The 15,341-nt window shown below is 39.9% G+C and carries 7 protein-coding genes; all 7 read right to left on the minus strand.

What is annotated here, in order from left to right; genetic code table 11:
• Nucleotides 1-2 precede the first annotated feature (2 nt).
• The 7 genes from BM015_RS04635 to BM015_RS04665 all read right to left on the minus strand — a co-directional run bounded on the left by BM015_RS04635 (nt 3) and on the right by BM015_RS04665 (nt 15,134).
• Complete coding sequence (locus BM015_RS04635) at nt 3-3,047, minus strand: SusC/RagA family TonB-linked outer membrane protein (protein ID WP_245751221.1); 3,045 nt, start codon at nt 3,045-3,047, stop codon at nt 3-5.
• A 196-nt stretch (nt 3,048-3,243) separates the two neighbouring features.
• Complete coding sequence (locus tag BM015_RS04640; protein WP_090654991.1) at nt 3,244-4,491, minus strand: ROK family protein; 1,248 nt, start codon at nt 4,489-4,491, stop codon at nt 3,244-3,246.
• A 121-nt stretch (nt 4,492-4,612) separates the two neighbouring features.
• The gene (locus BM015_RS04645; RefSeq protein ID WP_090655277.1) at nt 4,613-7,957 is read right to left on the minus strand and encodes a VCBS repeat-containing protein; all 3,345 of its coding nucleotides are present in this window, start codon (nt 7,955-7,957) and stop codon (nt 4,613-4,615) included.
• Nucleotides 7,958-7,965: 8 nt separating this feature from the next.
• Nucleotides 7,966-9,282 (minus strand): c-type cytochrome, encoded by a 1,317-nt coding sequence (locus BM015_RS04650; RefSeq protein ID WP_090654994.1) that lies wholly within the window; start codon nt 9,280-9,282, stop codon nt 7,966-7,968.
• Between the two features lies 1 nt (nt 9,283).
• Nucleotides 9,284-9,862: a redoxin domain-containing protein gene (locus BM015_RS04655; RefSeq protein ID WP_177191805.1), complete on the minus strand. Its 579-nt coding sequence runs from the start codon at nt 9,860-9,862 to the stop codon at nt 9,284-9,286.
• A 171-nt stretch (nt 9,863-10,033) separates the two neighbouring features.
• Entirely contained in the window at nt 10,034-11,737 is a 1,704-nt protein-coding gene (locus BM015_RS04660) for a SusD/RagB family nutrient-binding outer membrane lipoprotein (RefSeq protein ID WP_177191806.1), read from the minus strand.
• Between the two features lie 19 nt (nt 11,738-11,756).
• The gene (locus BM015_RS04665; RefSeq protein ID WP_090655002.1) at nt 11,757-15,134 is read right to left on the minus strand and encodes a SusC/RagA family TonB-linked outer membrane protein; all 3,378 of its coding nucleotides are present in this window, start codon (nt 15,132-15,134) and stop codon (nt 11,757-11,759) included.
• Between the last annotated feature and the right edge of the window lie 207 nt (nt 15,135-15,341).

The following is a 15,341-nucleotide window of genomic DNA, read 5'->3' on the forward strand; positions in this document are numbered from 1 at the left end:
AATTAGTTTTTGAATTTGATGTTTACATTAAAGCCAAATGTTCTTGTTGATGGAAGGCTGGTCCCTTCTATGCCTGCGTAGTTTACATCTGCCCTGAAGCCGCCCTCAGGATCAATGTTATCGCTCTTCTTCATTAGATAAAACAGGTTACGGCCTACAAACGATATTTGCAGCGTGCGTATAACAGGAACTTTTTTAAGCATCTCTTCGGAGAAAGTGTAACCTAATGTTACCTGCCTTAATTTAATGTAATCACCACTTAGCACATTTATTTTTGAAATCGTTGCCAGCCTTTGGTAATAAGCCTGCGCATTTGCAGCAACAGTATTGGCAGTGCCATCGGCATAAACGCCGGTTGTAATACCGCCTTCTCTTCCTTCAAGCGTCATCTTATTCAAACCACGATAAATAGAATAATAATTGGTGGCAGATAATACGTTATTTCCATAATTATAATCAACCAGGAAAGACAGATTGAAATTTTTGTAAGTAAATGAGTTATTCAATCCACCATAATCAGTTGGTAAAACGCTGCCCATAGGAATGAGGCCCCCCTGTATTGGCAAACCATCTGCATCTACAACTACCTGGCCTTTTGAATCATAAGTATAATCATGTGCAAGAATTTGCGGACCGGCCAAACCAACGACAAATGCAGTATTGGCATTCAAAGGCCTGTAAGTACCAAGGCCTATATCGTTATCTGCTTCGTCTGTTGTAAGTATTTTGTTTTGTACATGGGTGTAGTTTAAAGTGATATCCCAGTTGAAATCTTTACCTCTTACCGGCGTACCTGTTATTGCAACTTCAAGGCCTTGGTTTTGAACAGAACCATTAGCAACCACCCTGCTTGTGTAACCGGTAGCACTGCTCAGGCTTCCGTTCATGATTTCGTTTTTAGTTTTTTGCGTGTACCAGGCAACATCCAAACCTAACCTGTTGCTGAAAAATTTAAGTTCAGTACCTACTTCAAATTCTGTTTTTGTAAATGGCTTTAAAAAGAGATTAGGCAAAGTGGAGCTAAAATTACCCGTAGGTGTTCCGTTTATTGAATTACCTACACTATAATACACTGCGGTTGCATACGCATTGGCAGGCTCACCGCTTGTTTGAGCATAAGAAGCTCTTAACTTACCAAAGCTCAATACCGGGCTGTGAAGCAATTGAGAAAATACAAAACTTCCTGATACGGATGGTGTGAATATATTCCGCTGATCCTTTGGAATGCCTGAATTATACAAAGTGGAGAAGGCATCATATCTGCCGGTTGTAGCTAAAGTTAATAAGTCTTTATAGCTGAATTCAACTGAATAATAAGCAGAATGTACTTCTCTATGTATTTCAGAATAACTTCTTCCAAAACTAACAACATTTCCAGGAGTGTATAAGTAAGGCACTACAAAAGGGCCACCGTTTACACCAACTGATTGAAAATTGTTTTTCCTGAGGTTGGCGCCTAATGTTGCATTAAAAGAAACATCTTTTGTAATTGAATGATTAACGCCAACAATACCATCTACATTCAATTCTGATGTTTGTGCATTGGACTGGTTAATGCTTCCAGACTGGCCTGCCGAATTATAAGAATAAGAAGTACCTGTTGGAGTAACGTTCAGGTAATCATCATTCTCATGATCATAACCTACTCTTGCCATAGCATAAATCCAGTCAGTGAAATTATATTTAGCGCTCAGGCTTCCAATTAAACGTTTTCTGCCGGTATTGTTTATCCAGTTATTTACTACAAACCAGGGATTGGTTACATAATTATCATCACTAAAAACAATTTCTGAGCCATCGGCATTAACGCCTGGCTTAAAGATTTCATTATTTACGTTGCTTGCCAAAAACTGGAAGTTGTTAGGATTGCCCGGGCCATCACTCAAATATTCCCTGTTCCTGTCTTTTTGATCAATATAGTTGGCAATTACAGCAACATTCAGTTTTTTAGTAACATTCTGATTTAGGTTTAAATTGATTGTTTTTCTGCTGATGCCGCTTTTCAGCGTAACATTATCATTGCCTAAAGTGGAAGCAGAAACCCTGTACGAACCATTATCGCCGCCACCGCTTACAGAAGCCGTATTGGTAAGTGTATAACCGCTGCGGTAAAAATTGCTGAAGTTATTTTTATAAGGACTGTATGAATATTGATTACCGTCGAATCCTATTACCTGGCTTCCATCCAGTTTTGAACCCCAGCTTAACCGGTTTGTACCTAATGCACCGGCAGCCGTAGTTGGTTTTTCTCCATTTTGACCCTGGCCATATACATACTGGTAATCTGTAAAGTCAATTGGTTTATCTGTAACATAGTTAACATTATATTCAACAGTAGGAGAACCCTTTGACCCCGATTTGGTAGTGATAAGAATAACGCCATTGGAAGCACGGGCGCCATACAATGCAGAAGCCGCCTGGCCTTTTAAAACAGTCATGGTTTCAATATCATCCGGATTAATATTACCAATGCCATCACCGGCATCAGCACCACCCCATTCGCCAGAGGCGCCTCTGTTAGAGTTATCCATTGGCACACCATTTATTACAAATAAGGGAGAGCCACCTGAGTTCATGCTTGGCATACCCCTTAAAAGTATCCTGGCTGTACCGCCGGGCCCACCGCTCGTACCTGTAACTTTCAGGCCGGCTACCTGGCCACCGAGCGACAATGCCACATTGGTTTCCCGTGCTTTATTTAGTGCATCGCCGTTTACGGTACTTATGGCATAACCCAGTTTCCGCTCATCTTTCTTAATACCCAGCGCTGTTACTACCACATCACTGATGGTATTGGTGCCGGACTGCATTACAACCGACACATCTGCCTGGTCTGGCCCCACAGGCACAGACATTGGGTTATAGCCTACATAACTAACTTCAAGCGTTACATTACCGGCAGGTACCGCAATGGTAAAACTTCCGTCTGCAGCAGTAGTGGTGGAAACTTTACTGCCCTTTACAGTTACCGTGGCGGCAACCAGGGGCTGGTTGGCGGAGTCTTTTACAACCCCGGTTAAAGATCTTGTTTGTGCAGATGATTTCATTGAGCAAAAGATTAGCGCAATTAGCAACACAAGCATTTGTGGAGGAGGATACTTTCTCATTGAGATTTGATTTTTAATTAAGAGATTCAATAAATACAAGCATTTTTAATATTAGTTCGATATTATAGGTACTTATTTATCAGAGATGTTTTTTCAGTTGCGCGCTGCTTCTTTACAGAAAAACAGCTCGTGAAAATTAAACAGCAGCAGTGTTTTTCATTTCTTTCTGCACAGAATGCAATTCAGGTTTGCCTTTGCCTGTTTTCTGGATAAAATCTTTATTCAAATTCTCCATCACTAAAGCGGCTGCCCCCATTAAACCGGCCTCAACACCCAGCAAAGAAATTTCCACTGTGGTATTTTCTGCCAGCCTTGGAATGCAGTAGGTGTTTAAAGCCTGCTGCAACGGCGCAAGCCATAATTTCCCGGCTACGGTTCCTCTTCCTGTTATTATTATTTTACCCGGATTAACTATATGTATAAGTATGGATACGCCGCGGCCTATATTGAAGGCACTTTCTGACAATAGTTCCACCGCAAATTTGTCGCCCTTAACAGCAGCAGATAAAATCTTATTGGCTGTTTCCTGCATTTGGTCCAGCGAAAGATTCTTCAGCATGGTTGTTTTGCCTTCTTCTATTGCTTTCATAGCCCTTTCGGCCATCACATACAGCGAAGCTTCCGTTTCCAGGCAACCGGTTTTGCCGCAGTCACAAATTTTATTATTGGTAAAAAGCGGAATGTGGCTGAACTCGCCTGCAAAACCATTATCTCCCCTGAATAACTTATTGTTGATAATCATTCCAAGGCCAATGCCCCAGCCAACATTTATAACCATTGCATTTTTACAGTTGCGGGCTGCGCCCATACGCAGCTCAGCCAGGCCCATAACACTTGAATCATTATCAATAAAAACGGGCAGGCCTGTTTTTTCGGCTATGTGCGTACTGAGTGAACCTTTGGTATTCCTGAAAAAAGAATAATTAATCCCTTTGTTAGCATCTATAAACCCTGGCATTGCAATGCCAATACCTGCAATTTTATTGGTTGGAATATGTGTTTTTTGAATAAAGGTGTTAATGAAATCGATCAGCATATTCAGGGCGGCATCATTCTCTTTCAGGTTTAACTCAAGGGTTTCAACTTCACTAACTATATTTTTATTTACGTCTATCAGTGCAGCCTGTGTTACATGCTGGTCCATGGATATGGCGGCTATATAAAAATTATCAGGCGCCAGTGAAAACATTTGCGGGCGGCGGCCACCCGTTGACACGGCATAACCGTTCTCAATTATCCATTTATCATTAATAAGTTCAGCTAATATTTTCCCTGCAATGGGAAGACTTTTTTTAGTAATTGTGCTTATATCAGCGGCAGATAACTCACCCGAGAAAAAGAGTTCTTTTATGACTTCCTTTTTATGCGCAGTTAACTTATCCAATGTTTGTTAGTAGCTTTATTATTCACCAATATTAATAAATAATTAATGAATGTAACAAATCTTTTGAAAAAAATTTAGAAAGTTCCCTTTACCAATTTTCCAAAAATTAAATAGCCGGTTCTTATTTTGCCAATACTTGCACTGCAGCTCCGTTTTTAGCAACAATTATTAAAGAACCGTTTTTATTTTTTATCTCAACCATCGCCCTCATATCTCCATCAATATAACAATTAGATTCTGTGGGATGCATTGGTTTTAATTTGCGGTTAGCCGTGCCTTTTAGCAGCAACCCAAGGCTGGCATCATTCTGTCCGAGCTCCGTTTTATACACATAAAAATTGCCTGCAATTAAAATATCCTTTAACCCGTCATGATCAAAATCGTCTGTAATGCTTCCAAATATTTTTGAAAATTGAGCTTCGGGAGGAAAGGGTTGAAATTCAAAATCATTATTGCCATTATTATACAATATACCCGATGCAAGGTTATTGCAGGTGTACACTACAGCTTGTTTGATTTTATCTTTTGAAAAAATATCGCTGATGCGGGCATTGGCATAATCACTGTACCTGATAAATTTTTTCCTGAGGGAAGGTATTGCGTTTAACAGCTCATCCCTGGAATAAATGGGATAACTTACTCCTCGTATATAACTGCATATAAGAGGGTCTATTATTCCATCATTATCAAAATCGGATGCATACATGGTAAGTGGCGCTTTATCGCTTACTTTAAGTTGGTTGTTATAACCGCTATTGCCTAAAATAAAATCTGTTTTACCATCATTGTCAACATCTGCGGCCGTAACGGAAGCCCACATACCGTTCAATTTTGGAAGCCTGTCTGAAACATCTTTAAATTTCCCATTGCTATTAATAAAAAGCATTACAGGCATCCAATCACCGGCAATTAATAAATCAGGGTATGTATCATCATTTATGTCTGCAAAACAGGCTGCAGTAACCATGCCGGGCAAACGCAGGCTTGTACAAATATCATCCGTAACATCCGTAAAAATTACAGTTCCGTTCTTTGAATTGTTATGCAGCAAATAACTTTTGGATGCCAGGGGAAATGAGCCCGGAATTCCTCTTCCTCCCACAAACACATCTATGTAACCATCTTTATCAAAATCGCCGACGGCAATGGCGCATTTACTGCTTGTCATTATGGGTAAGGCATCTATTGTTTTTATGAAATTCCCTTTGCCATCATTCATGTACAGCCTGTCCTGATATTCGGGTGAACCATCTTCATATACGTTTCCGCCGCTTACAACGTATAAATCAGCAAAACCATCATTATTTGCGTCAAAAAAAACAGCATTTACATCTTCATCAGCTGCATCGGTATTCCAGGGCTGGGATGGTGATGGCTTAAACTTTCCTTCGCTTGTTTGCAGGTATAATATAGATGACTGGTTAATATCGCCTCCTAAAAAAACATCTTCAAGGCCATCCTCGTTTACGTCAGCTTTTGCTAATGCCGGGCCTTGTTTTGATAACTGGTATGGTATAAGTGGCTCTGATTTAAAATCTACAAAATCATTGGGCTTATGTATAAAATTCAGTTGGGTTGAAGCCGTTACATCGGCAAATATTTTTTTGGAAACTGCTGATACCTGCTGCATATACCGGGCATCAGCCTGTTTTAACTGAATCACCTGATCAGCCTCCACATCGTTTAAAATAATTTGTTTTCCACCAGGCCATACTATTTTAATTTCCCTGACGATTTTATTTTGGGCTACTCCAAAAATCATATCCTGCATTACAGTTGACTGGTAACTTTTTACCGGATATAATTCCTGGTATTGACTATTGCCATCAGGAGTTGTTACGGTAACCTTTGCACCATAAGCCCCTCTGTTAAGGCTGTCTCCTTCTATCCGCAGCTTTATATAATGATTGAGCAATGCGCCGTTATTACGGTATAACATAGCTGGTTCGTTATTATTGCAAACAATAAGATCAAGTGTACCATTATTATCAAAATCTGCATAAGCTGCTGCGCCGGATATTGTTTGCGTGTATAAACCCCAATCGTTCGTTTTATTGGTAAAAGTTAAATCATGATTATTTTGAAAGAGATAATTACTGAGTTTAGTTGCAGGCATTTGCTGAACGAGGTCATAGGTTTGAAAGTTTTGATTACCCCTTTTTGCAGCTTCAATTTTTGCTGCGGCAACCGAAAATTTCAAGAAATCCATATTGGTAAAATCACGGAGGTAACCATTGCTTATAAACAGGTCTTTCCAGCCATCGTTATCAAAATCTGCCAATAATCCACTCCAGCTCCAGTCGGTATTTGAAACGCCTGCCAACTGGCCAATTTCGCTGAAACGCATATTGCCTTTTTCATCTGTGCCCTGGTTCAGATGCAGCATATTGCGCATTTCCTGGTAATAAAAACCGCTATCCACAATCAATTGATGATGTTCGTAATCATCGGGACCTCTTAATAATTTCCGGCGGTAATTATCTTCCGGCAACATATCAAGCGTAAATACATCCGGCCTTGTATCGTTGTTATAATCGGCAATATCGGCTCCCATTGAATTCTTGGAAATATGGGCGAAAGATTTTTCGAGTGATTCTGTAAAGCTGCCATCCTTATTGTTTATATAAAAACAATCTCTTTCCGTATAATCGCAGGTGGTATAAATATCAGGCCAACCGTCTTTATTTATATCGCTGATAATTACACTTAGACCAAAATTGAGCGCATTATTAATGATACCCGCTTTTAGAGTAACATCTGTAAAATGCATATTACCGGCAGCATCGCGGTCGTTACGGAATAATTGATTTCCATAATTCACGTTAGGCGTTGACCGCTGTTTGCGTGTTTGCATAAAAGGATCGAAGCCATGGTTGGAGTGATTTAATAAAAACATATCCAGGTCGCCATCGTTATCGTAATCAAAGAAGGCAGCCTGCGTGCTTTGTGTGCCGGGCGCATCAAGGCCGTATTCTTTGGCCATTTCCTTAAAAACAGGAATACCGTTTACCAATCCGCGGTTAATGAATAGCTCATTGCAAAGCTTTTGCGGATTGATAAACTTTCCTGAATGACAAACATAAATATCAAGCAATCCATCACCATTCACATCGGCAATGCTTACACCGGTTCCCCATGTGCCATTGCCTTCCACGTTTGCCTGTTTGGTAATATCATTAAACTTAAAACCGCCTTTATTGAGAAATAATTTTGAAGAAGATGTATTGGATGAAAAAAATATATCGGGCAAGCCATCATTATTGAAATCGCCAATACCTGTACCTGCACCATTGTATAAGTATTCATAACGCAGCACATTCAGCGAATCATCTTCCTTAATATCATTTTCAAAATAAACTCCTGTTTCTTTGGAGTCCATTAAAGTGAATAAAGGCAGTGTTGCATTTTGAGCGTTTATTAAACCGGTAAACCCACAACAAAAAGAAATGAAAATCACCCTTTTCATAAGCAATATCATTTTTGCAGCTTTATATTTTCATCTCCGTTTTGATAAGGCAAAAACACCATCATTAAGGTAAGCATTTCATCGGTAGAGCGCATGTCGCCGAAAGACCATATTGTTCGCGGAGGGCTGAATGGATTGAATGGATTATCTGCTGTATTATCATACCTGCCTGTAATGTGTAAAGTTGATCCTTTTGGCACATGAACAAGGTGTTGGAAACGATAGATTTCCTGCCAGCGAAAATCCCAATCCGGTATATGCACCAAATTAATGGTATCGTTTTGCGGCGTTGTTAAATATGCCGTAAACTCTTTACCAATATAATGCATGTGCGGCCAAACATCCATGAGGGAAAAATCTTCACCGGGGTTAGTTACTTCAAGACTGAACGTTTTAGTTTGCCCTGCCGGTATATAAAAGGGCGATGGTTTTATTTCCTGCTGGCCAATGCCGCCGGAACCAAAACTGATAACTTTTACCGGCCGCTTTACCGGTGTATTTTTAAAGAACAGATTAATGCCGCATATGCTGGGAGTATCTTTTACAGCGGGTGCATAATGCACGGTTAACAGAATAACGCCACGTTTAGGCATTACCCATCCAATATCGCCGGGAAAAGATTCATAGCTCGAGCCGGGAATCCAGCCACCATAGTACGTTATCGTTTTCCTGTAGGGAAGATATTGATCATACTTCTTGCGGTCATCATCGGTAAGATTGATAAAATCAGCCGTTTTATAAATATCAATAGAAGTGTCTGCTACTTCATGAAATTCATAATTGGCATGATGCACAAGCTTTTCATTATTGCTGTAAAACTCTATGGCTTCAACATTGGCAGTATCTTTTAATTCAAAAGGAATTTTAAAAACAATAAACCGCTCCAGCCCATCGCCTTTTACGGTAAAAGGTTCCTGTGTTTTTAAAACAAGGTCTGGTTTGCGGTTATAACCCGTACCTTCAAGTGCCTGGCTTTTAGCCGGTACAGCCTTCTTTTTTCCTTCCGGCGCTTTGTTATCCGCCCATTCGGAAATAAGATCTATTTGCTGCTGCGTTAAGGAACGGTCATTTACAAAGTGAACATAACTATTATCTGCTTTCCATGGTGGCATATAACGGGATTGTACCACTTTCTTTATAAACGTTGCCCGTTTGGCTACATCATCATATGTTAACAAAGAAAAAGGCGCCGCTTTACCAGGCTGATGACAAGGTGCACAATTAGCTTGAATGATGGGCTGCACATCTTCATAATAAGTAATTTTTTGTGCATTTACATTTTTTAAAAGCAGTAGTAAAAGCAATGAATTCAACAGTTTTCTCATATCAGTAATCGTTTATAATACAGCCAACTGCTTTTGTCCGTTTTATTGAAATTATTTTGTTTGATAAACTCGCCTGCAAAGCATCATTTAAATAAAAAGCAGTAGGTTTTAATCTTTGCTTGCCCAGCGATTGCAGCCTGTTGTCAATAGCGCCTTTATATAGAAGCCTGTATTCTTTATCTAATAAAATTACCTGCGGCGTTACCGTGGCCTGCAGGTATTGTGTAAGCTCTTTATGGGGGTCTGTTAATAATGGAAATGGTATATGATAATCTTTCTGAAAAGCTTTTACATCTATTGCCGAATATGCTTTGCCGGGAATGATCCCATAAATGTTTACCCGGTCTGAATACTGTTTGTATAAATCATTTAATACAGAAGAATAATTTTGGCACAAAGGGCATTCGGGCGATAAAAAAATCAAAAGCGTTTCAGGGTTTGCACTTTTATCTGCATTTAAATAAAAGCTTTTGCCGGCATCTGCAGGCATCAATGCAATTTTAGAAATAATGGCTGCGCTAAACACGGAATCATTTTTTTGCTGCGCAGCAACGCTTTGGACAAGTAACAGAAAAAACATAACTGTAACTATACCAAAACTATTTACCCGAAATTTTATTCGCTTGTCTATAGAAATCATGTTCCCATTTATATATCTGCCTTGCAAAAACGGTTAATAAAGATTGTAAATTAAAAAACTCCCTGCCAATAACAGGGAGTTTGCTTGTAAAAAATCAAATCAAAATCTCTGCTATGGCGCATCCCACCAAACACGTCCGCTTATATCGCCAGGGCCACTGCCATAATTAGGGTCCTGGGCCATTTCGTTATATGCATCTGTTACATTCTGGTAGTTTATATCTCCCGTGTTAGGAATTGTCCTCGGCGCCCTGCGCGGTATTGCGAGCAATTCACCATTATAATATAAATTTTCAAGTTTTAAAACAGTTGAATTATTTGGTAAACCTGTTCTCTTAACCAGTGCCCAGGCTTCATTCCATTCTTTAAATGAATTAAGGAATGATTGAGAGGCGATCTGATCCAATGCTTTTGCCGGATTGAATTTAACATCAGGCTGGGCCAGGTAATCTGTAATTTCAGACTGTGTTGGCGCTGCTACCTGTGTGCCGGCATCTGTTTCCAGATAATAATCCAGCACCTGATGGCTAACTGCCATTTCGCCGTAATAATTGAGTGAGGCTGCAACGCCTGCTGTATAAAGATCTTCAACATTACCCGGAACAATACCCCTTGCAGCAATTTCAGCACGCATAAAGAGGAAATCAGCATTCGTAATTAAAGGAAAATACTGAATACCATTGCCGCCATTGAATGCCGTTTGGAACATACGCGGGTTGATATTGCTTAATGTATCCAATACAAGATTGGATGAACCCTTGGCTATGGTGCGGGTTCTGTAATATTGATTGGTAATTTTTGTATTAGACGAAGAATCCGGCGAAGCATAGCTGCCCACATAACGCTGGTCAATAAACACGGCCGAATTGCTGAGCAAACCCTGCGCTTTGGCAAGATCAAAGTTTTCTTTGCTGTAAGAGTTTTTTGTAAAAAATATTCTTGTGCGCGGATCATTGGTTTTCAGCATAAAATCCACCATTCCTTTGGCAGCCCTTAACTGGTCAGGATTAAAGTTACCGCCGGAAGTAAGGCTGCTTGACGCTTTGAAGGTCCAGCTGTCATCGTTTGCATTCATAAGTTCTGATGAGGGGCTGGCGAGCACTTCTTTTATAATGCTTTCGGCTGTTGACTGGTCTTTTTTCAACAAACGCATGGCGATGCGCAGGCGTAAGGCATTAGCAGCTTTAACCCACTTAGAAACATCGCCATAGTAAAACTGGTCATAATTACCTATATCAAACTGGCCTGCAGGAGCATTCTTGATTTCCGCAATTGCATTTTTAAGGTCGGCATCTATACCGCTGAAAATAGTTTGCTGGTTGTCGAAAGGCACTGTATAAACTGAGTTATAACGGCCTTCAAAAGCATGTGTATAAGCAATGCTGCCATAAATATCAGAAACATAGAAATATTCAAAATCGAGCAATATTCTTGCTATGGCGCCAAGCTGTGCATAAGAGTCTTTTTTTACACCGTCGGGCAGTTTGCTTATAAGTACATTAACGTCGTATAAGTATGCACCGCCGCCTCTTCCAAACAAATTGTCATACCTGCTGAAAGGATTTGATGCTTCGGTAAAGTTTTTTGCATTCCCGTTTAATGGTGTATTCAATTGAAGCCAGGGCATTATATTCCTATACACTTCGTAATACGCTTCAAAATCGTTGGCAAAAATGGTTTTACTGCCATTCAAAAACTGATTTTCTGGGGGAACAGAATAGACCACTGTAGGGTCTATATTGGCATCTACAAAATCCTGCTTTTTACAGCCTGCAAAAACCGCCAATGTTATTATTATTAATAAAAGCTTATTCATATTAAATTGAGTTAAAAAATTAAAAATTAGCATTTAGCGAAAACCCTAAACTCCTAACATAAGGCAGACCGCCATATTCTGCGAAAGCTGCTGCATTGTTACTGCTTAATCCTTCAGGGTTTATACCGCCTTTGGCATTTTTCCATATATAAGTTAAGTTTCTGCCTATAAGATTCACCCGCAGGTTGTTCATTTTTAATTTTGAAGAAATTTTCTTGGGGAGATTATAGCCGATAGCTACTTCCCTTAATGCTACCCATGAATTATCAAATACCGAATACTCACGTATGCCGGATGACCACTGAGTAAGATCCTCATAATATTGCCATGCCGGTTTGGGTTTAACGTAGCCGCTTTCATAAGCCTCCTGCCATGTAAGGCCGGCAAGATCAATTGTTTGACCGTTTACATTTGCAGTTACGCCCTGGCCAAATACACCGTCGGGAATTATACCGTCGTCCTGCACCACACCCTGGTCATCGGTGTACTCAATACCACCATGAGCTGCATCCCTGCCTGGAAGTGAGTAAGTAAATGAACCATTTGATCCACCATATTGATGAGTGCCGGATGCCATTAAGCCGCCTACTTTTGCGTCAACCTGGAAGCCGAGTGTGAAATCTTTGTATGTAAATGTTTGATAAGTACCGGCAATAAACTTCTCCATTATAGTACCAAGATATTTATCGTGTACGAGGCCTGGTCCATAATCCTGGGCGCGTAAAAAGGTAAGCCCATTGGAGCCATTAGGCGCATTGCCTATAACTTTCTTTCCGTTATTTGGATCATCAATTGGCTTGCCGTCACCATCTGTAGCCTGGTAATAGGCAAAAGAATAACCGCTGTAAACAGCACCATATTGTTTGCCCGGTTCTGCAATTGCACGCACATCAGCACCGAAGGCCGTTAGCAAATTATACTGAGCAATACCAGGTGCCAATGATATTATCGTGTTTTTGTTGGTTGAGAAATTGGCAATAAAATTCCAGGAGAAGTTTGTTCGCTGTATAGGTGTTGCATTCAGCAATATTTCCAAACCCTGGTTACGCACCTGTCCCACATTAAATATGGCATTGTTACCGCCTGTTTCTGCAGGAATAGTCAGCGCTAATATCTGGTTATAGGTATTCTTATTATAATAGGATACATCTATCCCTAAACGGTTATTAAAGAATTTCAAATTCGCTCCTATTTCAATTTCTTTGGTTTTCTCGTTTTTGAAATCTTTATTGGGCAGGGTAAGATTAGTAAATCCTGCATGCGGTATTGTAGTTACTGACCCGTCGGGGCCAACGATTTCATCTGCCCCCTGTAAATTATAATTACCAATTTGGTTTAATGCAAACGGATCATAATCTTTACCGGTAATACCATAAGAAGCCCTTAACTGTCCATAGCTAAGAAAATCTAAAGCAGATGAATTTTTAAGCAATTCTGAAAATATGAAAGATGCCCCCACAGATGGGTAAACGAAAGTATATTTCCCGGTACCATCTGCATAAGTAAGGGTTGAATTATAATCCTGCCTCACACTGTAATTCAGGGTTAACATATTACGCCATGTGAAATCGCCGTAGGCGTAAATGGCATTTGTAAGCCTTGACGGGCTATATGATTGTGTTGTAGAAATCGGGTTTACAGAATTACTTAAATTAAAGAAAAATGGATTGTTGGTTGATAGCCCACCGTTTGTATTTTGGGTAAGCACCATGCCAAGCTTATCTTTATTTTTCTCCGCGCCAAGTGTAAGGCTGCCTGTAAGATCATCTGTAAGATTCCGGCTTGCAGTTAAAAGTGCCTGAAATCTATAATTTCTCGTTTGAGAGTTTTGAACATAATAATACCCGTTAGCATAACCTGCGCCTGAACCTAAAAATTTCTTTTCAATACGAACATCATAATTATTAAGATTTGCCCTTGTTAACAAAGTTAACCACGGGCGTATATAGGTTGTAAAGTCAATATTCGCTCTTAAATTATCGTCGTAGCTATACTGGTTATTTTGGAAAGTTGTCCATAAAAATGTATTCACGCCATAAGGGTCTGCTGCACCCAGCACCTGCCCGCCATTTACGGTGTCCATATAGTTTTTAAGGTAATAATTCCAGTCCGTTGTATTAGCCCTGTAATAAGTAAACCTGAATAACGGGTTATAGTTACTTACTTCCCTTGTTGGATTTGTATTTTTACTTTGTGCATAAGTGGCACTAACATCCACATTGAATATTTTACCCAACTTCTGAGTTCCTCTTACAGTAAATGTGTTCCTGTCAAGTTTAGAGCCATTTGGTATAAGGCCTGTTGAAATATTCTTGGAGAAAGACGCCCGGATTGAGCTGTTTTCTGTAGCGCCGGTTAAAGCCACATTATAGTTTTGCTGACCACCTGTTTGAAAAAAATCCAGGAAATCATAATTCTTCCATGGTCTCATGTGACCGTCAAGGTCTTTCACCATAACATTGGGATCTATTTTAGGGCCGAAATTGTAATAAGGGCTCCAGTCGGGATCCAATATATTATTACCATCCGCATCTTTTTCAAAAGTTGGAGAGATACCGCCGCCATATTCTGTTTGGAAATCCGGCGTTTTGTAAGCTTTGTCCCACATCCCGGTTATATTTACGCTAACGCCTAAGCCACGGCCTGTTCCTTTTTTAGTTGTAATAAGTATTACACCATTCTGCGCACCGGAACCATACAAAGCGCTGGCTGCAGAACCTTTTAAAACAGATATGCTCTCAATATCATCTTCATTGATGTTTTTAAGAATATTTCCAAAGTCAACATTGTTATTATCTGACCATGATTCCGGGCCTGATATGCCTGGTTTAATTAAAACGCCATCAATTACAAATAAAGGCGACTGATTGCCGGTTAAAGATGTATTACCGCGAATACGAATACGCGAACTTGAACCCGCACCGCCTGTGCCCTGGTCAATACGCACACCGGCCAATTTACCCTGAAGGGAATTTAATACATTTGGAGACGGAGCTGTTTGCAGCTCTGTAGCTTTAATTTCCTGGGTGGCATACGATAACTTCCTGGTATTTGTTCTTGAACCGAAACCTGTTACTACCACTTCATTCAAAGAATTGCTGGCACTTTTAAGCGTAACTGAAACGTTTGAACTATTCCCCACAGCTACCTCCTGCGCTTCATATCCAATTGAAGAAAATTGCAGTACATCGCCTGCACCGGCAGCTATTCTAAAATTGCCCTGGGCATCAGTAACAGAACCTGTTTTGCTGTTTTTTACATGCACGGAAACGTCGGGCAGGCCTTTATGAAGGCTGTCGTACACAGTTCCCGTAATCGTTTTCTTTTCTTGCGCATTTGCACCTGCCGTTAGCAGTACAAACACGAGAAAGAATAAAAAATGGAATCGTTTTTTCATAATAACAGTTTGATTAATTAGAGATTTAATGTTTGATTTTTATAATGAGAGGAAGCAGTTCACATTTAAAATTTTTGCCTGCATCTTATAATAAGTACAGGTGCGGTTTAATCGATTCATTACATATCGGCATATAAATGCCTGCCTAAGTCTGGGTATAACATTTTTTGATATTAGTCAGTTTCGATAGCCAGTGTTACCAATAAG

Origin of the sequence: Parafilimonas terrae (genome assembly GCF_900115755.1) — a bacterium.
GTDB classification, from domain to species: Bacteria; Bacteroidota; Bacteroidia; order Chitinophagales; family Chitinophagaceae; genus Parafilimonas; species Parafilimonas terrae.